This is a genomic window from Streptomyces sp. NPDC050549, assembly GCF_040655035.1.
Classification (GTDB): Bacteria; Actinomycetota; Actinomycetes; order Streptomycetales; family Streptomycetaceae; genus Streptomyces.
This window is the reverse complement of the sequence record NZ_JBFAJD010000006.1, coordinates 62,116-82,647: the sequence shown is the minus strand read 5'-3', so window position 1 is coordinate 82,647 and position 20,532 is coordinate 62,116. Positions and strand designations below refer to the sequence as shown.

Sequence of the window (20,532 nt, the reverse complement as noted above, 5' to 3'; positions counted from 1 at the left end):
GCGGATCCCGGCGTCTCAGCCGGGGCGGTGGGGCAGGCGGACCACCTGCACGAAGAAGTCGTCGATCTGCCGGACCGCGGCGATGAACTGGTCCAGGTCGACAGGCTTGGTGACATAGGCGTTGGCGTGCAGCTTGTAGCTGCGGAGGATGTCCTCCTCGGCCGAGGAGGTGGTCAGGACGACGACGGGGATGTGCACCAGCTCCGGGTCGGACTTGATCTGCTCCAGGACCTGCCGGCCGTCGTACTTCGGCAGGTTGAGGTCGAGCAGGATGAGGTCGGGCTGCGGGGCACCGGTGTGCGCGCCGCGCCGGTAGAGGAAGTCGAGGGCCTCCTCGCCGTCCCGGACGACGTGGAGGGTGTTGCCGATCTTGTTGTCCTCGAAGGCTTCCCGGGTCATCAGTTCGTCGCCCGGATCGTCCTCGACGAGGAGGACGTCGACAGGGGTCGCGTCAGGGAGGGTCATGTCAGGGCCTTCTCGTCGTCGGTGACTGCGGGGGCTTCAGTGGCTTCAATGGTTTCCACGGCTTCTTCGGCTTCCGCGATTTGGTCGGTTTCCGCAGTTTCGTCGGCTTCCCCGCCTTCCTCGACGGACGGAAGTGTGAAGCAGAACCGGGTGCCCTCTCCGACCGCGCTGTCGATCCAGATCCGGCCGCCGTGGTGTTCGACGATCTTCTTGCACAGGGCGAGTCCGATACCGGTTCCGCCGTAGGCGTCGCGGCTGTGCAGCCGCTGGAAGATGACGAAGACCTTGTCGGTGAACTCCTCGGGGATGCCGATGCCGTTGTCGGTGACGCACAGACGCCGCATGCCGGGGGTCTCGGGGTCGGGTTCGCAGGTGACGGACACCTGCGGGGAGCGGTCGGGGCGACGGAACTTGAGGGCGTTGCCCACGAGGTTCTGCCAGAGCATGGTAAGCAGCGTCGGGTCGCCGACGGTCTCGGGCAGGGTCTCGGGCCGGTCGATCCGGGCCTCCGACTCCTCGACGGCCGCCGCGAGGTTGCGCAGCGCCTTGTCCAGCGCCTGGTCGAGACCGACCTTCTCCCGGGTGTCGTCGAGACGCCCGACGCGGGAGAAGGTGAGCAGGTCGTTGATGAGCACCTGCATGCGTTTGGCGCCGTCGACGGCGAAGTCGATGTACTGCAGCCCGCGTTCGTCCAGCTTGTCCCTGTACCTCTTCTCCAGCAGCTGGCAGAACGAGGCGACCTTGCGCAGCGGCTCCTGCAGATCGTGCGAGGCGACATAGGCGAACTGCTCCAACTCGGCGTTGGACCTGCGCAGTTCGACGGCCTGGGCGTCCAACTCGTCGGCCTGGCGGCCGAGTACCTCCTCCTTTTCGCGGGAGGCGTCGAGTTCGGCGACGATCCGTCTGCGCATGCCCTCGACGGCTCCGGCCACCGCGGTGAGATCGGCCGGGCCGTCCCCGTGGATGCGGTGCGCGAAGTCGCCCGCCGCGACCTGTTCCGACGCCTTGGTCAGCGCCTCCAGCGGGCGGGTCACCAGCAGTCGTACGAGTACGGCGAGGGCGACGCCCGTGAGCAGGAAGGCGGCGACCATGGCGCTCAGGACGATGTTGCGTACCGTCCGCTCGTGGTCGAGATGGGCCCGGCCCTCCTTCACGGCCTGCGCGAGATCGACGTTCTGCTTCGCCCAGAGGGTGCGCAGCCGGTCGAACTCGCGCTTCCCGCTGTCGACGGTGGTCTGGTCGACGGCGTGCGGCCGGCCGGGGGTGACGGCGGCGGCGAGGGGCTCGGCGTAGTCCTGCCGCCAGGTTGCCGCCCCGCGCTCCACCGCCCGCAGATCGGCGACCAGCCCGGGCCGGTCCCGGAGCTGTTCGCGCAGCCTCGCCGCCGAGCGGGCCTCACTCTCCTTGCCGCTGGTGTACGGGGCGAGGAACTGCTTGTCGGCGGCGATCGCGTAGCCGCGGATGCCGGTCTCCTGGTTGACCAGGGCGGCCTGCAGCCGGTACGCCTCGGTCTGGGCGGGCTGCACCCGCTGGAGCAGGTCGTCGGTGACGTCGGCCGTACGGCCCAGGAGGTTCGCGCCGATCGCGGTGCCGACCACCACCAGCAGCACCATGAGCGACAGCGCGAGGAAGAACCATCCCTGCACCGTCAGCCGGCGCCCGATCCCTGTTCCGCCCGCCATGTCCCTCACCGTTCGTCTCGTTGTGACACCCTCTCGTCCCACCTGCTCGTTTCCGGCGCAGTGAATCACGTCCGGGGCAGTTGTCTCATGTCCAGTGCAGATGCAGCACGGCCACGTCGTCCGCCAGGCCGCCCCGGGTCTCGGCCAGGGCCTCGGCGCAGGCGATCAGTTCATCGACGAACGGCTCCGGGGCCAGTGCGGCCCGCTCTCGGGCGAGCCGCAGCAGGCCGTCCTCCCCCAGGCGCTCCGAGCCCCGGCCGACATGCCCCTCGAAGAGTCCGTCGGTGAAGAGGACCATGGCCGCGCCCGCCGGTACGGAGAGGTCCGCGACCGGCCAGTCCGCGAGGCCGGGAAGCACGCCCAGTGCCGGACCTCCGGGCACCTCCACCCACTCCACACCGCCGCTGTCCCGCATCAGCAGTCCGTGGTGCCCGGCCCGCACCACGCGGGCCGTGCGCTCGCCGGGTGCGGCGGTGAGACAGACGAGGGTGGCGAAGACCTCGCTGCGGATGCGCTCGGCGACGAGGAGTTCCTCCAGCCGGGCCACCTGTTCGGCGCCCGTGACACCGCTGAGCACCAGGGTGCGCCAGGCGATGCGCAGCGCGACGCCGAGGGCGGCCTCGTCGGGTCCGTGTCCGGAGACGTCACCGACCACCGCGTGGACCGTGCCGTCGACGCTTTGCACGATGTCGTAGAAGTCACCGCCCAGCAGCGCCTGCGCTCGTCCAGGGCGGTAGCGGGCCACCGCTTCCACGCCCTCGCTGCGCAGCAGGGGCCTGGGCAGCAGCCCGCGTTCCAGACGGGCGTTCTCCTGGGCCTGCATACGGCTGGACTGGAGGGCGACGGCCGCCCGTTCGGCCTGCTTGCGCTGGATCGCGTAGCGCACCGCGCGTCCGAACAGGCCCGGTTCGACCCGGCCCTTCACCAGGTAGTCCTGCGCACCGGCGGCGACGGCGGCGAGCCCGGTCTCCTCCTCGGCGAGGCCGGTGAGGACCACGACAGCGGCCCGCTCGGCGCCCGCGCGTACCCGGGAGAGCGCCTCCAGCCCCTGGGCGTCCGGCAGATGCAGGTCGAGCAGGACGCAGTCCGGTACGTCGGCCGCGAGCGCCTCGGCGGCCTCGGCCATCGACCGCACCCACTGCAGACGTATCTTCAGCGCGCTGTCGGCGACCAGTTCCTCGACCAGCAGCGCGTCACCCGCGTCGTCCTCGACCAGCAGGACGGAGGGCTGCCAGGCCACCCAGGCTTCCGGCCCGACTCCTTCACCACCCACCGACAGCAGGTCGTCGGCCCGCGGCCGTGGCACCACCATGGCCCTGTCCTCCCCACCGCACCGGCTCCCGCGAACTTAGTTGCCATCAGACAACAGTCGAGAGCATACCGGTATGCCGGGACGTCCCGTACGCGGTCGGCGGAGCCAGCACCGGAACCGCCCAACGCGCCCCGATTCCAGCGTTGTTGAGGGTACGACGGGGGGCCGGGAATGGGCGGTGAACCGCTTCCTTCGTCGCCGAACCGTACGGAGGGCGGAGGCCGCGCGGATCGGCACCAAGCGGCAGTCCACCGGCGCACGGAGTTCGAGCCGTCAGCCTTCGGCGGTCGTCGGTCCCGGACCCGGCGCGATGCGCAGGGCGGCCCGTCCAACCGGTTCCGCGTCGACGCTGCGGCGGCTCAGCTCGGTCCACCACGAACCGCCGTCCTCGATGTAGCGCAGCAGGATTCCCTCGCGAATGCCCCAGGGACAGACGGTGACGGTCTTGATGCCCGTCAGTTTCATCACCGTGTGACCGACCACCGCTCCGGCCAGGCTCTGCGCGGCCCGTGGTGCCGAGACACCGGGGAGCAGGGCCCGTTCGGATGCCGCGAGGGCGGCCAGCCGGTCGAGGCCCACGCGCAGCTCCGACCGTTCCAACCTCCTTTCCACAAAAGGACCTTGGCGACCCGGCGCGGCACCGCAGAGTCGGGCCAGCTGCTGAAAGGTGCGTGATGTCACCACCGTGGTCCGTGGCCCTTCCCAGCGGATCCGCGCGGCCACGTCCCGCAGTTGGTGCCGTACCTCGCGCCGCATCGCCTTGACCGTCTGCTCGGTCGGCCGGTCCTGGCCGGGGAGGAAGTCCCGGGTCAGCCGGCCCGCGCCGAGCGGGAGGGACGCCACGAAGTCCGGCAGCCGACCGCGTCCGAACGCGGCCTCGAAGGATCCGCCCCCGATGTCGAACAGGGCGAGCGGCCCGGCCCGCCAGCCCATCCAGCGCCGGGCGCCGAGAAACGTGAGCTCGCCCTCCAACTCCCCCGGCAGCGTGCACAGTCGTATCCCCGTCTCCGCATGCACCGAGCGCAGCACGCCGAGCCGGTTGGGCGCGCCGCGCACGACCGCCGTTGCGAAGGCGAGCGGCCCGGCCGCGCCCCAGCGCCGGGCGGTCTCCTCGGCGTCCGACACCGCCTTCACGAGATGGCGTACGGCTTCCTCGGGGATGTCTCCCTGCGCCCCGACACGTTCGGAGAGCCGTAGCTTCCACTTGGCCGTGTGCACCGGCAACGGCACACCGTCCCCCACGTCCGCCACCACGAGCCGAACCGTGTTCGACCCCACGTCCACCACGCTCATCCGCATGAGCCGGTGAGTACCCAGGGTGAGCGCCGTCAGTCGCCCGTGGATGTTGGCCTTGTCACGTCGGCGACGGGTTGCGCAAAGAACGATCCGTGGCCGGGGGTCAGGCGCGGTGGCGCCAGGGGTGCGCCGGTGAGGTCGAACATGAGGGTCTTCTGACGGCCGGCCACGACATCGCGGTCGAGGCAGGCCTGCCGCACGATGAGCACCTTCCCGGGCCGGAGCCTGAACCGGAGCCGGTTGCCGACACGTTCCACAGTGTTTGGTTCCCTGACGGCGATACCGGGCGTCGCGCATGCGTCCGATTCGGCTCCGTCGTCGCCGAGCGCCGTTGCCGCCGGTCCGGCGGGGGCCACAGCGGACGGGTACTTCTACGCATACGAGAACGCCAACTACGGCGGCGGGTAGAGCCGTTGGGTGGGCGACGACAGCGACTGGAGCAGCTGCTCCCCCGGCAGAAACCTCCGCAACCAGGCAAGCGCCCTCTGGAACAACGGGGCTACGCGGGATCGTACGAGGACGTCAACGTGTGCTGGGGCCTCGGCTACACCGGCTCCTGGGCCTGCATCACCAACGGCTACGCCTACTCCGACCTCGCCGGCTGGAACTTCCCGAACAGCGGATCCGGCGCCGAGCCTCGTGCTCGGCGGGCTGCCGGTGTCACATCCGCCGGTCCGTCGGTGTCTTCATGCCGAACTGCCGGACAGGCACACGTACCAGGAGGACACCGTGTCGATTCGCGTCCCGAAGGCCGACCTTCCCATCGAGCTCCGGGAGAACATGATCAAGCAGCTCGGGGCCGTGCCCGAGCCCGTCGAAGTGCTGTGGAACCACCCCGAACTCGCCGCGGCCAACCAGGAGTTCACCGCGAAGGTGAGCACCTGGGCTGCGGCGGACGCGAGTCTGAAGACGTTCGCGCACATGGCCGTGGCGGCGCAGGTCGGGTGCGGTTGGTGCCTCGACGTCAACTACTTCCTCGCGCTGAACCAGAACCTCGACCTGACGAAGGCGAGCCAGGTGCCGCGCTGGCGGCAGGCGGACGTGTTCTCGCCGCTGGAGCGGGACGTGATGGAGTACGCGGAGGCCATGACGACCACGCCGTCCACCGTCACCGACGAGTTGTCGAAGCGCCTGCTGGAGCGGCTCGGCCCCGCCGCGCTGGTCGAACTCACCGTGTTCATCGGATTCGCCAACATGGCCGCCCGGTGCAACACCGCCCACGGCATCACCTCGCAGGGCTACTCCGACGCCTGCGAGATCCCGCTGGCCCCGCAGTCGGGGAGGATGCCGGCATGACCGAGGACCCCTTCGTCACCCACCGCGGCCTGCTGTTCACCGTCGCCTACGAGATGCTCGGTTCCGCCGCCGACGCGGAGGACGTGCTGCAGGAGTCCTGGCTGCGGTGGGCCGACGTCGACCGTTCACAGGTGCGGGACCCGCGGTCGTACCTGATCCGGATCGTCACCCGGCAGGCGCTCAACCGGCTGCGCGCCTTGTCGCGCCGGCGAGAGGAGTACGTGGGCGAGTGGCTGCCGGGACCGCTGCTGACCACCCCCGACGTCGCCGAGGACGTCGAGCTCGCGGAGAGTGTGTCGATCGCGATGCTGACCGTGCTGGAGACACTCGGGCCCACCGAGCGTGCGGTGTTCGTGCTGCGCGAGGTGTTCGAGCTGTCGTACGGCGAGATCGCGGAGGTCGTCGGAAAGTCCGCGGCGACGGTGCGGCAGGTCGCCCGGCGGGCGCGGGAGCATGTGGCGGCCCGGCGGCCACGGGTGAGGGTGAGCCGGTCGGAGCAGGCGGCCGTGGTGGAACGGTTCCTGCACGCCCTGCGGACCGGCCATCTGCAGGAGTTGATGGAGGTGATGGCACCGGACGTGGTGCTGGTGACCGACGGCGGCGGGGTCGTGGCCGCCGCGCTCGCCCCGATCCACGGGGTCGAGCTGGTGGCACCGGTCCTCGCCCGCGCGAACACGCTGGTGGCCGCGTTCGACACCACGCCCGTCTGGCTCAACGGCGAACCCGCCGGCCGGATGGACGTCGACGGCGAGCCGTCCGCGATCAGTCTCGTGGTGGAGCACGGCCGGGTCACCAGGATCTACGTGGTGCGCAATCCGCGGAAGCTGACGCAACTGGACAAGCCGACCGAACTCGCCAGGTGAGTCCGCCTCGACACTGAACTACCCTCTGTACAGGCAGAGTTGATGAAGCATCAGCACTACGATCGACCCATCTGTACGAATCCTGTGCGAAGCCGCCAACAGAAGCGGAGGGCGGGGAACCGCGCCGCGACCGGGGTGCATCGCCGGTGGCATGGAGTCGCCCCCACCCCCGAGCCGTTCAACACGCCTACCAGGCAAGGATTTCACGCCGCCGCATCCTGACGATCGGCGGCTCGGCAGCCGCCGCACTCGCCGCGTCCGGCACGGCTGCGGCCGTCCTCCTCACCAGGGACCACCCGGCGACGAGCGACGGCAGACCGGACATCTGCCACTAATTCATGGAGACACGGGTGGATGCAGCGGCGCTGCTCCACGCGGCCGACCAGTGGGAGCTCGCTCCGGCTTCCTTCCCCACCCGCTGATCGGTGTTGGTGTCGGCGTCGGTCCCAGCAAGACTTCTCACTGCGAAGCCTCCTCCCCCGCCGCCACCGTGCGGAGATACGCGCCGAGGCGGGCGATGGCCGCCGGGTTGCGGGGGCTTTCGACCAGGTCGACGTAGTCGAGGACGAAGATCCGTCGGTGCTTGACGGCGGAGACGTTGCGCAGTGGGGCGTAGGAGAGGAGGAACTTCTTCTTCTGTGCGGCGCTCACGTCGCCGTAGTCGCAGATCACGATGACGTCGGGGTCGCGCCGCACGACGGTTTCCCAACCGACCGTGGTCCAGGAGTCGTTGACGTCGTGCATGACGTTGACCCCGCCGGCCTCGCTGATGATCTGGTCGGGGGCGGCGTAGCGGCCCGAGGTGAACGGGGCGTCCTGGCCACTGTCGTAGAGGAAGACGGTTGGGCTCTTGGTGGGGGCCTTGCTGTGGACGGTGGCGATCTGCTTCTTGAAGTCGGCGATCAGGGTGGCCGCGCGCTTTTCGACGCCGAAGAGTTTTCCGAGATTGGTGAGGTCGGTGTAGAGGGCGTCGAGGGGCGGCATGATGCCGCGTGAGGTGTCGGTGCGGGCGTTGCGGCAGGACTCGGTGAGGATGTAGGAGGGGACGCCCAGTTTCTTCAGGGCATCCGGGGTGAAGCCGCTGTCGTCGCGGAAGCCGTAGTTCCAGCCGGCGAAGACGAGGTCGGCGCGGGCGTCGAGGACGTTCTCCTTGGTGAGTTCGTCCTTGGACAGCCACTTGACCTTCCGGTAGCCGTCCTTCCAGGGCACGTCGGTGAGATCGCCCTTGTCGTCGGGCATGGCGAACCCGGCCATGCGGTTCTCCAGTCCGAGGGCGAACATCAGCTCGGTGATGCCGACGTCGTTGGTGACGACTCGCTTCGGGACGGTCTTGTACGTCACTTTCTGACCGCAGTTGGTGAGGGTGACCGCCTCGGTGGAGCGAGTGTCCGCCGACGGCTCGACGCTCGCACCGCAACCGGTGGCGGTAGCGGCGAGACAGAGGGCGGCGGCAAGCAGCTTGCGCATGGGGCGTGTTGTCCTCAGGTAGTGGGCGGGAGCAGGTCGAACAGGAGCTGGACCGCGCCGGTCTCCGGGTGTCGGACCGGGTGCGCTCGGACTCCGAACACCTCGGCGAGCAGGGCGGGTTGGAGTACGTCATGCGGTGCGCCGGACGCGACGATCCGGCCGTCGGCGATCACGTACAGCAGGTCGCAGTGCGCGGCGGCGAGGTTGAGGTCGTGCAGGGCCGCCAGCACGGTCAGGCCGCTGCGACGGACCAGCGACAGGACGTCCAACTGGTGGGCGATGTCGAGGTGGTTGGTGGGTTCGTCGAGGACGAGGACGCGTGGGCGCTGGGCGAGTGCGCGGGCGATCAGGACGCGCTGCCTCTCACCGCCGGACAGGGCGAGGAAGCCGCGTTCGGCGAGGTGGGCGACACCGGTGCGTTCCATGGCTTCGGCGCAGATCTCCCGGTCCGACGCGGCGGTCCGGTCCCGGTACGGCAGCCGCCCCATGGCGACCACCTCGGTGACGGTGAAGTCGAACTCGGCCGACGACTCCTGCGGCAGCGCGGCCAACACCCGGGCGACGGCCCGTGGTTCCATGGCGTGTACGTCGTCCCCGTCGAGCCGGACCGCACCGCCGGCCGGCCGCAGCGCCCGGTACACGCACCTCAACAGGGTTGATTTTCCACTGCCGTTGGGTCCGACGAGGCCGACGAAGGCCCCGGAGCCCACGGCGAGCCGGATGTCGTCGACCAGCCGCACCGCGCCCGCGTCGACCGACAGCCCCTCGATGTCGAGCCGCATCAACGCCCCCCGAACGCATAGCCGCCGCGCCGCATCAGCAGCAGGAAGGCGGGCACTCCCACGACGGCGGTGATGACGCCGACCGGCAGTTCGGCGGGTGCCAGCAGCAGCCGGGAGAGCACATCGGCCCACACCAGCAGCACCGCGCCGGCCAGGGGCGCGACCGCGAGGACCCTGCGGTGGTCGGCGCCGACGAGCATCCGTACGAGGTGCGGCACCATGAGTCCGACGAAGCCGATGGCGCCGCTGACCGCCACCACCGTCCCGGTGACGGCCGCGGTGACGAGGAACAACTCCCTTCGGAGCCGGGCGGGTCGGACGCCGAGCGCGGCGGAGGTCTCGTCCCCCATCGCGAGCGCGTTGAGCGGTTCCGCCCGCCGTCGCAGCCACGCCCAGCCGGCCGCCACGGTGACCGCGGCCAGCGGGACCTGTGCCCAGGTCGCGCCGCCCAGGCTCCCGAGCAGCCACATCATCGCCGAGCGGGCCGCCTCGCCACGGGCCGCGCCGAACACCATCACGGTCGTGACGGCTTCGAAGCCGTAGGCCAGCGCGGTCCCGGTGAGGATCAGCCGCAGCGGGGTGAGGCCGTGCGGCGAGCGGGCCACGGCATACACGAGGACCATGGCCGCGAGCGCCGAGGCGAACGCGGAAGCGGACAGCGCCCAGACGCCGAGGCCGGCGAACGCGCCCAGCAGGATGACGGCGTTGGCGCCGACCGCCGCGCCGGAGGAGATGCCCAGGACGAACGGATCGGCGAGCGCGTTGCGAACCATGGCCTGCACGGCCACGCCGACGGCCGAGAGCCCGGCGCCGACGACGGCCGCGAGGGCGACCCTCGGCATCCGGATCTCCCAGACGATGGTGTAGTCGGCGGCGGCGTCGGCATGCACGGTCCCGCCGGTGACTCCGGCCCACAGGAAGCGGAGCACGTCCGCCGGTCCGATGCCGGCCGCCCCCAGTGCGACACCACACACGAGGGAGACGCAGAGCAGGATCAGCAGCCCAAGTATCAACAGCGGCTGGGGTGTTCGGCCCGGGCCGGAGCTCGGAGGTCGGCGCACGATCGGCGGTCCTTCACCTGGGGCCGCCTGGTGAGCCTCTTCCGAGGAGACAGCCCGTGCGACCGTGCCGGCCGCCAGGATCCCCTCTCGCAGTCCACGGCGAGCAGTCAACGGGTCGCGCCACCCACGGGCGATCGGGCTCACGCGACGACCACGGGGCCGCCGCGCACACCGTTGCGGGTCAGCGCCGGATTCTCACCGGACTTCCCCCGCGGGAGGCTTGGGGAGCCTAACAAACGGGGACGAGCAGGTCGCAGGCGCCCGAGCCCGAGCTACGGCCCCGCCTTCGACACGGTGAACGGAGCAGTCGTAGATGCGGGGACAGGACGGCGAAGTACCCCTGCGCGGCGGGCGCGTGACGCCCGGCGTGGTGCGTGTCGGGGACACGGTGCGCCGACCGGTCACGGAGGCATCGCCCTTCGTCGCACGGCTCCTCGGCCATCTCGAACGGCGCGGTTTCGCCGGTGCCCCACGTCATCTCGGTCTCGACGACGCCGGACGTGACACGTTCAGCTACCTGCCCGGCCGGGTGCCCGCCAGGTTCCGGCGCTGGACCAACGCGCAGGTCGTGGCGGGCGGTGTGCTGCTCCGGTCCCTGCACGACGCGACCCGTGGCTGCGTGCTCGCCGGGGCGTGCCCCGTCGTCCGCCACCATGACCCCGGCCCGAACAACGCCGTGTTCCGCGGCGGTCTGCCCTACGCCTTCATCGACTTCGACACCGTCGCACCCGGCGATCCTCTCGAAGACGTGGGATACGCGGCCTGGACATGGTGCGTCTCCTCCCGCGCCACCGCCCCGCCCGCCGCGGCGCAGGCGGCCCAGGTGCGGGTCCTCGCGGACACCTACGGCCTGAAAGGCTCCGCCCGGGGCGAATTGGTCGACGCGATGCTCGACCGGCAGACCCGCAACGCGAGTTGGTGGCGGCGGCGCCTCGGCGAGCCCGAACTCCGCTCCGATGACGCCGGGTTGATCGGCTCCCGGGTCGAGTGGTCCGAGCGGGAGCACGCGTACGTCTCCGCGCATCGCTCCACGTTCGAGAGAGTGCTGCCGGTCACGCGCCCACTCGCGCGATGAACGTGGCGAGGTTCGTCACGGTCCGCCGGATCTTCTCCTCCAGGGTGAGGGACTCCTGGAGGCGTGCACCGACACCCGTGTCCTTCTTGCCGCGTACGTAGAGGGAGCAGGCGAGGTCGCTGCACATGTAGACGCCGACCGAGTTGCCCTGCTGGCCGGCCTTCCCCGATCTCGGCGCGACCATCAGGGAGACGCCTCCGGTGTGGGTGGTCAGGCACACCGAGCACATGCTGCGGCGCTGCTGCCAGGAGGCGGCGCCGGAGGTGCGCAGCTGGACGCCGACCGGGCGGCCGTCCAGCTCGGTCACGACATAGGCCCGGTCGGGGGCCTGGGGATCTCGCCAGCCCAGGAAGTCCAGGTCGTCCCAGGCTCGTTCGGCCAGGTCACGGGGGACGGCCAGGCGCTTGGCCTCGCCCTTGGTGCAGTTCACGAACGCGGTACGGATCTCTTGCTCGGTCAGCGGCTTCATGACGGACACGCTAATTTGCCTAAATGAGTTAGGCAAATGCATAATCTTCGAAGCCGAGGGACGAGAATCGATGCGGAGGACGACCATGGCAGGCACCGGACGGGTGGGACTGACCACGGAGCGCCTGGTCCGGGCCGGCGCGGACCTGGCCGACGAGATCGGCTTCGAGCACGCGACCCCCGCGGAGCTCGCCCGGCGTTTCGGCGTCAAGACCGCGAGCCTGTACTCGCATGTGAAGAACGCCCACGACCTCAAGACCAGGATCGCCCTGCTCGCCCTGGAGGAATTGGCGGACCAGGTCTCCGCGGCGGTGGCCGGACGGGCCGGCAAGGACGCTCTGACCGCCTTCGCCAACGCCTACCGCGACTACGCGCTCAAGCACCCGGGACGTTTCGTCGCGGCCCGGTTCCGGCTCGACGCGAAGACGGCCGCCGCCAGCGCGGGCGTACGACACGCACAGATGACACGGGCGGTCCTGCGCGGCTACAACCTGCCCGAACCGCAACAGACCCATGCGGTACGGCTTTTGGGCAGCGTCTTCAGCGGCTACGTCGGCCTGGAGACCGCCGGCGGCTTCGACCACAGCGCGCCCGACGCACAGGCGAGTTGGACCGAGATCCTCAACGCACTGGACACCCTGCTGCGCACCTGGCCGACCGCCACCCCCTAGCGGCTGGTTCCGGAAGACGGCAAACGGCCGTCCCGCGTCACTCCGGACGAATGCTCTACGGATACGCACGGACACGACGCGCTGCCACGCTCCCGTCGGTGACGTGGGTGCGGCGCTCATGATCGTCGACTCCCGGCTCAAGACCGTCCACGACGGCAGGACGGGCGCCGATCCCGAACAGCAGGCACTGATGGAGCAGTTCATCGCGTCGCTGGGTCCGGAGGGAGTCGATGACGTGCTGGACGGCACGTGCACCCTCATCCACATCTTCACGGCGCATGATGCCCAAGAGCGTTCCGCCGGAGGCCGTCCCCACCATGGCCGGTCTGGTCGTCGCGGCGGGCATCGGGCTGAGCCCCAGTCTGTGGCGCGAGCAGTGCGGGGACCGGACCAAGGAGGAGACGACTCCGCTGGGGGCCACCGCCTTCCTGCTCGCGAACACATCAACCGCATCACGGAGGACCCCGACTCCGCGACCCGTCTCATCAGCGACGCCCTGTCGCGCACGGACGAGGACTGACCTGCCGCGGCCTTCACGGGACCCGGGCCGACTGGGGGCGAGCGGCGCGCAGCTCGTCCAGCTTCTCCGCGTCGTTCGTGCCGGCCGCCGCCGTGTACGTGACGATCCTGAGGTCGGTACCGGCGGCCATCACCACGTCGAGATCGAGGTCGATGTCTCCGACTCGGGGGTGCTCTACGGTCTTTCGGTCTCCGACGTGGGTGCGGGCCGTGCCGTTGGACCACAGGCGGGCGAAGCGCGGGCTGTCGCGCAGCATGCGGTCGACGAAGGCGACGAGCCGCGCGTCATGAGGATGGGCGGCGGCCGTGACCCGCAGGTCGGCGACGAGATCCTCCTCCTCGACCTCGTCGCCCGCCCAGGAACGCACGGGCCAGCCCGCGATCGCCGCCCGGCCGGTTCCGCCGCCCGGCCGGAACATCCCGGCAACGAGGTTGTGTTCGTCCCAGCCGTAGGTGCGGGGATCGCCGATCGCGGCCGACCACATGTCGTTCCAGCCGATGAGGGTCCAGTCGGCGGCGAACACCGCGGTGGGGTTGTCGGCCAATTGCCCCACCAGCCGGTGCACCCGCGCGGGCATGTGCCTGGACACGTTCCCGGTCGCGGGCGGCGCGAGGTGGGCGCAGCGGAACAGATGGTCGCGCTCGGACGGTTCGAGGCGCAGCGCCCTGGCCAGCGCGGTGACCACCTGGGCCGAGGGGTTGCGGGCGCGGCCCTGCTCCAGCCGGACCACGTAGTCGACCGACAGGCCCGCCAGCCGTGCCAGTTCCTCCCGGCGCAGTCCGGGGATGCGCCGCTCCCCGTCCGGCTCCAGGCCGCTGTCCCGTGGTGACACGCGCTCTCGCCACCCCCGCAGAGCGATGCCGAAGTGGTTCGTCGTAGCCATGCACGACATCGTCGTCGACACGCCGTACGGCACACGGAGCTTCCGCCTCCGTACTACGGACTCTTTACCCGACGGCCTCGGGTGCCCCGGCACCTTCGGTGACGTCCGTCCAGTGGGCCCGCGTGAACGCGGCGGCGGCGTCGAGCGCTTCGGCGCCCTCGTCGAGCATCACCGCGAACGCCTGGAAGACGTGCGGTACTTCGGACCAGACCTGCAGATCGACCCGTACGTCGCACTCGGCGGCGCGGGCCGCCAGCCGCACGGCGTCGTCCAGCAGGATCTCGTGCGAGCCGACCTGGACGAGCAGCGGCGGCAGCCCCGTCAGGTCCGCGAAGACAGGGCTGGCGCAGGGCGTGGTGGGGTCCGTGTCGCGGAGATAGTCGCGGGCTCGTCTGCGCAGGCCCTCCGGGGTCAGCGCAGGATCGACGACCGCCTTGTTCACCACGCTTGCGCCGGACACGCTCAGGTCGGCCCACGGGGAGAACATCGCGGCCGACGCGGGCTGGGGCAGTCCCGCGTCCTTGGCCGCGACCAGGGTCGCGGCGACGAGACCGCCGCCCGCGGACTCGCCGACGAAGGCGATCGCGGAGCTGGGCACTCCGTCGTCGAGGAGGGCCCGGTAGGCGGCCAGGGCGTCGTCGACCGCCGCGGGGAAGGGGTGTTCGGGGGCCAGCCGGTAGTCGACGCACACAGCACGTGCGTCGGTGCGCCGGACGATCTCGGCGGCCAGGCCCACGGCATCGGCCGCCGAGCCGATGGTGTAGGCGCCGCCGTGCAGGTAGAGGACCACGGTCGCCGGGTCGCTCGCCGGGGTCTCGACGGAGACGACCGGTACGCCGCCCAGTTCACCCACCGTGGTCGAGATGTCGGGCGGCAATGGGATGGACGCCATCATCTCGCTGAAGACGGCGCGCTGTTCGGCGACATCTCCGCCGAGGTCGAGCGGCCCGTGCCGCAGCAGTTCGTCGAGGGCCTGGCGCTGTTGCCGGGACATGGCTGTGCCTTTCGTGGTTCCGGTGAAAGCTGTGATCCGGTGAAATCCGTGGGGGGAGCCGCGGGTCAGCGCGGTGGGCCGACGATGATCTGGCCGTACTTGTCGGCGGCCTCCGCCATGAGGTCCCGGGAGATCTCGAAGCCCTCGGGGCGCGGGGTCGTCAGGTCGCGTCCCGCGTGGCGGAACATGCCCTCGATGCCGCCGGGTGTGCAGATCATGAGGAGATCCGCCGTGTCGGAGGTGATCCGGTAGCCGTGCGGGACGTTGCGGGGAAGGAAGACGATTCCGCCCTCCGACAGCTCCATCTCCTCGTCGTCGCACCAGAGCAGCGCACTGCCCTTGATCAGCATGAAGACCTCGTCCTCACGCGTGTGCACGTGGTACGGCGGCGCCTCGCCCCTGGCGACGGAGAACCGCCCCACGGTCAACTGCCCGCCGGTGGCCGCCGCGTCCAGGAGTACGGCGAACTCACCGCCGTCCAGCCATTCCAGTCTCTGCTGCTGCTCGGGCTGTGCGAGGTAGGCCAGGGTCACGACGGTGTCCGTTCTGCGTCCGTACCGCGTCCTGTGCGGCGCGGGTCACGGGGACGACTTGGTCGGTTCGATGATCCTCTTGGCTCCGCCCGACCGCCAGGCATGCGGGTAGGACCAGCAGTACCACTCCCCCACGTCCGCTCCGGGGTTCACGGGCGTCCGAGAAGGTCATCGCCTTGTGGCATCCTCTGCTGCCATGAACGTCTCGACTGATCGAGAACTGCCGTCCGCGGACGAGGACATGGAGATCCGGGCGGTCTCCGCCGAGCGCCTCACGTTCTTCGGAGACGCGGTGGTCGCCATCGCGCTGACCCTGCTGGCCCTGGAGCTGCCGGTACCGGAGGGCTCGACCAACTCCGAGCTGTGGCACTCGGCTTCGGACCACCGGGAGAGCTATCTCGCGTTCATGATCAGCTTCGTGGTGATCGCCGCGCACTGGCGCTCCCACCACCGGGTGTTCCGCTATGTCACGGCGTCGAACGGCAAGTTGGCGGCCTTCACCATGTACTGGCTGCTCATGCTGGTGACAACCCCGTTCGCGACCGACGTGATCGGCGGGCACGGGGCGTTCCAGGCCCGGTTCGTCTTCTACGCCGTCGTGCAGTTCGCGGCCTGTCTCCTGTTCATACTGATGGTCAACGAAGTCCGCCGTGACGAGCTCTACCGCAACGGCACACCGCCCGAGCTGTTCTCCCGGACCATCCGCGGGATCGGCATGGTGGCCACGGGCTTCCTGGTGTCCATTCCGGTCTCGTTCCTCACCCACTGGGCCTACCTCTGCTGGATCGTGGTACCGGTCGCCGACACGATCGCCGCCCGGCGCCGGAAGCGCGCCGTGCAACGCCCCTTGGCCGACTGATCGGCGACATCCTGTCGAGACTGCTGGTGTCGTAGTGCCAGGCGGACCGCGGGAGGTGCCGCCAGGCCGGTGAGCAGGAACAGTGCGCCCACGACGTACCAGCCGGCGCGGCCCCAGGTGATGCACAGCGCGATGAGCAGCCCCGCGCCGAGCGCCAGGCCGACCACACAGGCGCCCGCTCCTACCACCCGGCGTTCGTCGTAGCGGTCCAGCAACTCCCCCGCGATCGCGAGCCCCACCAGCGGGGCGAACTGGGCCGCCGAGATCAGCAGGCCCAACCGAGCGGCGCTCAGGCCCAGTTCACGGCGCAGGACGAGGCCCATCGCCCCGATGCCCTGCACGAAGAAGCCTGACGCGGCCTGGGTGAAGGTGGCGGCGGCGAGGACCGCCCACCGATAGCGCGCGGCGCCGTCCCGGCCGATCACGGGCGCCAGTACAGAGAGGGGTCAGGGTGTTCGGTGAAACCCAGGTCGCGGTACAGCGGTTCGCCCTCGGCGGAGGCGTGCAGGTCGACCCGGGAGACGCCGCTGTCCCGGAACCAGTCGAGCAGGCCCCGCATGATCGAGCGGCTGTGTCCGCGTCGCCGGTGAGCCGGGTCGGTGACCACGCCGAGCACCTGCCCGATCCGGCCGTTGCGCAGGTGCGGTCCGGGCAGTCGCTGCTCGACGGTGCCGATGCCGCAGGCCGCGAGGGTGCCGTCGGCACCGTCCACGACGAGGATGCGCACGGTGTCCGCGGTCAACTGTTCCTTGAGCACGACCGCCAGGGCGTCCAGCCAATCGCCGTCCGCCGACGCGGGGTTGAAGAAGTCGCCGCCCAAGTCCTCGAACAGCAGCGCCCGTAGCCGTACGAGCTCCACGAGGTCGTACTCCACGGCCTGCCGCGCCCGGGACGGGTCTGTGCTGTCGCGTTGTCGCATGGCGATCAGACTGCTGTAATGGTCTTGTGCATCTCAACCCTTACGGCGAGGACGCCGTGAACCTGGCGGCGGATCTGGTCAACCGACCCCCCGGCGACGCCGAGGAACTCGCGGATCGCTGCCGCGGTGCCGGTCTGGCACTGGAGCGCCCGACGACCACCAAGGACCTCGACCGCGCCCGGTACGCGCTGGAGTCGTGGGAGAAGGTCGTCGACGCCACCGACGAACACGGGCGCGCTGCGCTGGTCAACCGGATGCTGGAGGAGGCCGCCGCCTATCCGCGGATGACCGACCACGCGGGCAGCGGCTGGCACCTCCACTACCGGGACGACCGTAAGCCGCTCGGCGATGTGCTGTTCTCCCTGATCTCGGTGGGTACGGCGCTGCATCTGGCAGGACGCGGAATGCACCGTCTGCGGCGCTGCGCCGTGGCCGAGTGCGACATGGTCTTCGCCGACACCTCCCGCACGGGACGGCAGCGTTACTGCTCCCAACTCTGCGCCAACCGAGATGCGGTACGCAGGCACCGGGCCCGCGGCCAGGAAAATGAGGCATCCAGTATGTACAAGGGAAAATCCAGTTCATCAGTGCGCAAATCGATCACTGGATCGGTGTAATCGGCACATACGTCGCACCGCTTGTGGATCTAGCGTCGGAATGCACGGGGCCGCACGGACCAGAAAGGCATTCCCACACTCATGCCCATCCCGCATACCGCCGTCATGCCCGAAGCCGGGTTCGACACCCGGACCGTCTCCCGCCGCGCCGGACAGCCGGCCGCCGACCTCCTGCTGCCGGTCGACGAACTGCCCGAGACGTCGTCCTCGCCCGACCTGATCTGCCGCCGCGTACGCGACGAGCTGATGCTCGACGGCAACGCACGCCTCAATCTCGCCACCTTCGTGACGACGTGGATGGAGCCGCAGGCAAGGGAGTTGATGGCGGAGACCGCCGAGAAGAACCTGGCCGACCGCGCCGAGTACCCGCAGATCACCGCCATGGAGGAGCGCTGCGTACGGATGCTCGCGCGGCTGTGGCACGCACCGCACCCGGAGCAGGTCCGCGGCTGCTCGACCACCGGTTCCAGCGAGGCCGCGATGCTCGGCGGACTCGCGCTCAAGCGCCGCTGGCAGGAACGCCGGCGCGCCCAGGGCAAGGACACCGCGCGCCCGAACCTGGTCATGGGCGCGAACGTCCAGGTGTGCTGGAGGAAGTTCGCCAACTACTTCGAGGTGGAGCCCCGTTACGTTCCGATGGAGCCGGGCCGCTACCACCTCACCGCCGACGCGCTCACCGCGTACTGCGACGACAACACCATCGGTGTCGTGGCGATCCTCGGCTCCACGTTCGACGGTTCCTACGAGCCCGTCGCGGACATCTGCATGGCCCTGGACGGTTACCAGGCCGCCACCGGCACCGACATCCCCGTGCATGTCGACGGCGCGTCCGGCGCCATGGTCGCCCCGTTCCTCGACCGGGAACTCATGTGGGACTTCCAGCTGGAACGGGTCGCCTCCATCAACACCTCGGGACACAAGTACGGGCACGTCTTCCCCGGCCTGGGCTGGGCGTTGTGGCGCGACGCCGAGGCCCTCCCGGACGACCTGGTGTTCGAGGTCGACTACCTCGGCGGCAGCTCCCCCAGCTTCACGCTCAACTTCTCCCGCCCGGGGGCGCATGTCGTCGCGCAGTACTACAGCTTCCTCCGCTACGGCTTCGAGGGGCTGCGGGATCTGGCGGCCCAGAGCCGGACCACCGCCCGCGCCCTCGCCGCGCGCATCCGCACCATCGCCCCCTACGAGCTGGTCACGGACGGCTCCGAACTCCCGGCGTTCGCCTTCCGGTTGACCCCCGGCACGCAGGGCTTCACGGTGTTCGACGTCTCCCACGGCATGCGCGCCCGCGGCTGGCATCTGCCCGCATACAGCTTCCCCGCCCCCTGCCAGGACGTCTCGGTGCTACGGCTGGTGGTGCGCACCGGGTTCACCGCGGAACTCGCCGGCATGTTCGTCGCGGACCTGACCGAGGTCACCCGGAACCTGCACACCGTCCTGCCGACACTCGCACCGCCGCTGAAACCACTCGTCACCGCCTGACGGGGATGGTCCGAGTCAACTCGCCCTGAGCGCAGCGGAGTTCACCGGTCCGGCCGCCGTGGATCAGCGGGTGTGGCGGCGGACCGCGTCGAGGAGCTGGTCGATGTCGTCGGCGCTGTGCGAGAAGGCGGTGACGAACCGGACGATGCCCGGTTCCCAGCGGTCGTGGTGAAAGGCGTAGCCCTCGGCGCGGAGTCCTTCGGTGACGTGCCGGGGCAGCCGGCAAAGAGGATGTTGGCCTGCGGGGTGGCCAACAGGCCGGCACCGGCGATGGACTTGAGGCCGTCGCCGAGCCTGGAGGCCATCTCATTGGCCCGGCGGGCGTTGCTCAGCCACAGACCGTCGGCGAGGTACACGTCGAGCTGGGCCGTCTGGAACCGCATCCTTGGAGGCGAGTTGGCCCGTGCCCCGCTGCAGCCGCCGCCACAAGCGACACCACCACCCTCCAACCGACGGCCAGGAAAAGGCAGTTGCCGATGCCCCGTCCGTCATGAACGATCTCAAACCATGACATCGAGCACCGGTCAACCGTCCGCCCGCCCCCTGGCGCTCGTCACCGGAGTCGGGCGCACCATCGGTATCGGTGCGGGCATCGCCCGTCGGCTGGCGGCCTCGGGGTGGGACATCGCCTTCACCTACTGGACTCCCTACGACGAGCGCATGTCCTGGGGTGTCGAGTCCGGCGCGGCGTCGGCCATCACCGACGCGCTCACGGAACACGGCGCCGCGGCCTCGGCCGTCGAAGCGGACCTCTCCGACCCGGACGCTCCGGCCCGTGTCTTCGACGAGGCCGGACGCGGGCCCGGCGGCGTCACCGCCTTGGTGATGTGCCACTGCGAGTCCGTCGACTCCGGTCTGCTCGACACCACCGTCGAGAGTTTCGACCGGCACTTCGCCGTCAACGCGCGTGCCACCTGGCTGCTGATCCGCGAGTACGGCCGACGGTTCGCCGCCGCTCCGGGCAGCGGCCGGATCATCGCCCTCACCAGCGACCACACCGTGCACAACCTCCCCTACGGCGCGAGCAAGGGCGCCCTTGACCGCATCACCCTGGCCGCCGCCCACGAGTTCGCCCACCTCGGGATCACCGCCAACATCATCAACCCGGGCCCGGTGGACACCGGTTGGATGACCGAGGAGGGGCGGGCGCAGGTTCTGCGGCAGACTCCGCTCAATCGTCCCGGCACGCCACAGGACACCGCCCACCTCGTCGACTTCCTCTGCTCACCGGAAGGCCAGTGGATCAACGGGCAACTCCTTCTGAGCAACGGGGGGTTCGCGTAGCGGACG

The 20,532-nt window shown here is 70.2% G+C and carries 23 protein-coding genes, 1 pseudogene and 1 riboswitch; of the genes and pseudogenes, 10 read left to right on the top strand and 14 right to left on the bottom strand.

Features of this window, described 5'->3' with window-relative positions; all coding sequences use genetic code 11:
* Positions 1-15 precede the first annotated feature (15 nt).
* The 4 genes from AB0I51_RS11655 to AB0I51_RS11640 all read right to left on the bottom strand — a co-directional run bounded on the left by AB0I51_RS11655 (position 16) and on the right by AB0I51_RS11640 (position 4,758).
* Positions 16-465, bottom strand: coding sequence for a response regulator (locus tag AB0I51_RS11655; protein ID WP_362973828.1), 450 nt, complete (start codon positions 463-465; stop codon positions 16-18).
* The gene (locus tag AB0I51_RS11650) at positions 462-2,147 is read right to left on the bottom strand and encodes an ATP-binding protein (protein ID WP_362973826.1); all 1,686 of its coding nucleotides are present in this window, start codon (positions 2,145-2,147) and stop codon (positions 462-464) included. The genes AB0I51_RS11655 and AB0I51_RS11650 overlap by 4 nt, the downstream gene beginning before the upstream one ends.
* Positions 2,148-2,232: 85 nt before the next feature.
* Positions 2,233-3,459 carry a SpoIIE family protein phosphatase gene (locus tag AB0I51_RS11645; RefSeq protein WP_362973824.1) on the bottom strand — a complete coding sequence of 409 codons (1,227 nt, stop codon included), beginning with the start codon at positions 3,457-3,459 and terminating at the stop codon, positions 2,233-2,235.
* 273 nt (positions 3,460-3,732) lie between these two features.
* Positions 3,733-4,758 (bottom strand): Ppx/GppA family phosphatase, encoded by a 1,026-nt coding sequence (locus AB0I51_RS11640; protein ID WP_362973822.1) that lies wholly within the window; start codon positions 4,756-4,758, stop codon positions 3,733-3,735.
* Between the two features lie 726 nt (positions 4,759-5,484).
* Between AB0I51_RS11640 and AB0I51_RS11635 the strand changes: the two genes are divergently transcribed.
* From AB0I51_RS11635 to AB0I51_RS11625, 3 genes are all read left to right on the top strand, one after another.
* A complete protein-coding gene (locus AB0I51_RS11635; RefSeq protein WP_362973820.1) occupies positions 5,485-6,051 on the top strand; it encodes a carboxymuconolactone decarboxylase family protein in 567 nt (188 codons plus the stop codon).
* Positions 6,048-6,914: an RNA polymerase sigma-70 factor gene (locus AB0I51_RS11630; protein WP_362973818.1), complete on the top strand. Its 867-nt coding sequence runs from the start codon at positions 6,048-6,050 to the stop codon at positions 6,912-6,914. Before AB0I51_RS11635 ends, AB0I51_RS11630 begins: the two co-directional genes overlap by 4 nt.
* 146 nt (positions 6,915-7,060) lie before the next feature.
* Positions 7,061-7,249, top strand: a complete 189-nt coding sequence (locus AB0I51_RS11625; protein WP_362973816.1) for a hypothetical protein — start codon at positions 7,061-7,063, stop codon at positions 7,247-7,249.
* A 124-nt stretch (positions 7,250-7,373) separates the two neighbouring features.
* Here the strand turns inward: AB0I51_RS11625 and AB0I51_RS11620 are convergent, their stop codons facing one another.
* From AB0I51_RS11620 to AB0I51_RS11610, 3 genes are read right to left on the bottom strand one after another with little or no spacing between them, the layout of a single operon-like run.
* On the bottom strand, positions 7,374-8,381 hold the full coding sequence (locus AB0I51_RS11620; RefSeq protein ID WP_362973814.1) for an ABC transporter substrate-binding protein: 1,008 nt from the start codon (positions 8,379-8,381) through the stop codon (positions 7,374-7,376).
* A gap of 14 nt (positions 8,382-8,395) precedes the next feature.
* Positions 8,396-9,163 (bottom strand): ABC transporter ATP-binding protein, encoded by a 768-nt coding sequence (locus tag AB0I51_RS11615; protein ID WP_362973812.1) that lies wholly within the window; start codon positions 9,161-9,163, stop codon positions 8,396-8,398.
* Positions 9,163-10,224 (bottom strand): iron ABC transporter permease, encoded by a 1,062-nt coding sequence (locus AB0I51_RS11610; protein ID WP_362973810.1) that lies wholly within the window; start codon positions 10,222-10,224, stop codon positions 9,163-9,165. The genes AB0I51_RS11615 and AB0I51_RS11610 overlap by 1 nt, the downstream gene beginning before the upstream one ends.
* 128 nt (positions 10,225-10,352) lie before the next feature.
* Positions 10,353-10,434: riboswitch (cobalamin riboswitch) on the bottom strand.
* A 103-nt stretch (positions 10,435-10,537) separates the two neighbouring features.
* On the opposite strand from AB0I51_RS11610, the gene AB0I51_RS11605 reads away from it, so the two are divergent.
* Complete coding sequence (locus tag AB0I51_RS11605) at positions 10,538-11,299, top strand: phosphotransferase (protein WP_362973808.1); 762 nt, start codon at positions 10,538-10,540, stop codon at positions 11,297-11,299.
* Here the strand turns inward: AB0I51_RS11605 and AB0I51_RS11600 are convergent.
* Positions 11,277-11,768, bottom strand: coding sequence for an FBP domain-containing protein (locus AB0I51_RS11600; RefSeq protein ID WP_362973806.1), 492 nt, complete (start codon positions 11,766-11,768; stop codon positions 11,277-11,279). The two genes, AB0I51_RS11605 and AB0I51_RS11600, sit on opposite strands and share 23 nt — an antisense overlap.
* Before the next feature lie 85 nt (positions 11,769-11,853).
* On the opposite strand from AB0I51_RS11600, the gene AB0I51_RS11595 reads away from it, so the two are divergent.
* Positions 11,854-12,438 (top strand): TetR/AcrR family transcriptional regulator, encoded by a 585-nt coding sequence (locus AB0I51_RS11595; RefSeq protein WP_362973804.1) that lies wholly within the window; start codon positions 11,854-11,856, stop codon positions 12,436-12,438.
* Positions 12,439-12,556: 118 nt separating this feature from the next.
* Positions 12,557-12,958, top strand: a pseudogene (locus AB0I51_RS11590) (hypothetical protein).
* 13 nt (positions 12,959-12,971) lie between these two features.
* Here AB0I51_RS11590 and AB0I51_RS11585 read toward each other — a convergent pair.
* The 3 genes from AB0I51_RS11585 to AB0I51_RS11575 form a co-directional block, all read right to left on the bottom strand.
* Entirely contained in the window at positions 12,972-13,841 is an 870-nt protein-coding gene (locus AB0I51_RS11585; protein WP_362973802.1) for a helix-turn-helix transcriptional regulator, read from the bottom strand.
* 64 nt (positions 13,842-13,905) lie between these two features.
* Complete coding sequence (locus tag AB0I51_RS11580) at positions 13,906-14,835, bottom strand: alpha/beta hydrolase (protein ID WP_362973800.1); 930 nt, start codon at positions 14,833-14,835, stop codon at positions 13,906-13,908.
* 65 nt (positions 14,836-14,900) lie between these two features.
* Positions 14,901-15,368 (bottom strand): cupin domain-containing protein, encoded by a 468-nt coding sequence (locus AB0I51_RS11575; RefSeq protein ID WP_362973798.1) that lies wholly within the window; start codon positions 15,366-15,368, stop codon positions 14,901-14,903.
* Positions 15,369-15,564: 196 nt separating this feature from the next.
* Here AB0I51_RS11575 and AB0I51_RS11570 point away from each other — a divergent pair, with 196 nt between their 5' ends.
* Positions 15,565-16,227: a TMEM175 family protein gene (locus AB0I51_RS11570; protein ID WP_362973796.1), complete on the top strand. Its 663-nt coding sequence runs from the start codon at positions 15,565-15,567 to the stop codon at positions 16,225-16,227.
* Here the strand turns inward: AB0I51_RS11570 and AB0I51_RS11565 are convergent.
* Together AB0I51_RS11565 and AB0I51_RS11560 are read right to left on the bottom strand one after the other, a co-directional pair.
* On the bottom strand, positions 16,140-16,652 hold the full coding sequence (locus AB0I51_RS11565; protein ID WP_362973794.1) for a hypothetical protein: 513 nt from the start codon (positions 16,650-16,652) through the stop codon (positions 16,140-16,142). The two genes, AB0I51_RS11570 and AB0I51_RS11565, sit on opposite strands and share 88 nt — an antisense overlap.
* A complete protein-coding gene (locus tag AB0I51_RS11560; protein ID WP_362973792.1) occupies positions 16,649-17,146 on the bottom strand; it encodes a GNAT family N-acetyltransferase in 498 nt (165 codons plus the stop codon). Before AB0I51_RS11560 ends, AB0I51_RS11565 begins: the two co-directional genes overlap by 4 nt.
* A 26-nt stretch (positions 17,147-17,172) precedes the next feature.
* On the opposite strand from AB0I51_RS11560, the gene AB0I51_RS11555 reads away from it, so the two are divergent.
* Both AB0I51_RS11555 and AB0I51_RS11550 read left to right on the top strand, forming a co-directional pair.
* A complete protein-coding gene (locus tag AB0I51_RS11555; RefSeq protein ID WP_362973790.1) occupies positions 17,173-17,763 on the top strand; it encodes a CGNR zinc finger domain-containing protein in 591 nt (196 codons plus the stop codon).
* 81 nt (positions 17,764-17,844) lie between these two features.
* Positions 17,845-19,242, top strand: a complete 1,398-nt coding sequence (locus AB0I51_RS11550) for a glutamate decarboxylase (protein ID WP_362973788.1) — start codon at positions 17,845-17,847, stop codon at positions 19,240-19,242.
* A 41-nt stretch (positions 19,243-19,283) separates the two neighbouring features.
* Here AB0I51_RS11550 and AB0I51_RS11545 read toward each other — a convergent pair whose 3' ends face one another.
* Positions 19,284-19,625 (bottom strand): hypothetical protein, encoded by a 342-nt coding sequence (locus AB0I51_RS11545; protein ID WP_362973786.1) that lies wholly within the window; start codon positions 19,623-19,625, stop codon positions 19,284-19,286.
* Between the two features lie 124 nt (positions 19,626-19,749).
* Between AB0I51_RS11545 and AB0I51_RS11540 the strand changes: the two genes are divergently transcribed.
* Positions 19,750-20,526: an SDR family oxidoreductase gene (locus AB0I51_RS11540; protein ID WP_362973784.1), complete on the top strand. Its 777-nt coding sequence runs from the start codon at positions 19,750-19,752 to the stop codon at positions 20,524-20,526.
* The last annotated feature ends 6 nt before the right edge of the window (positions 20,527-20,532 follow it).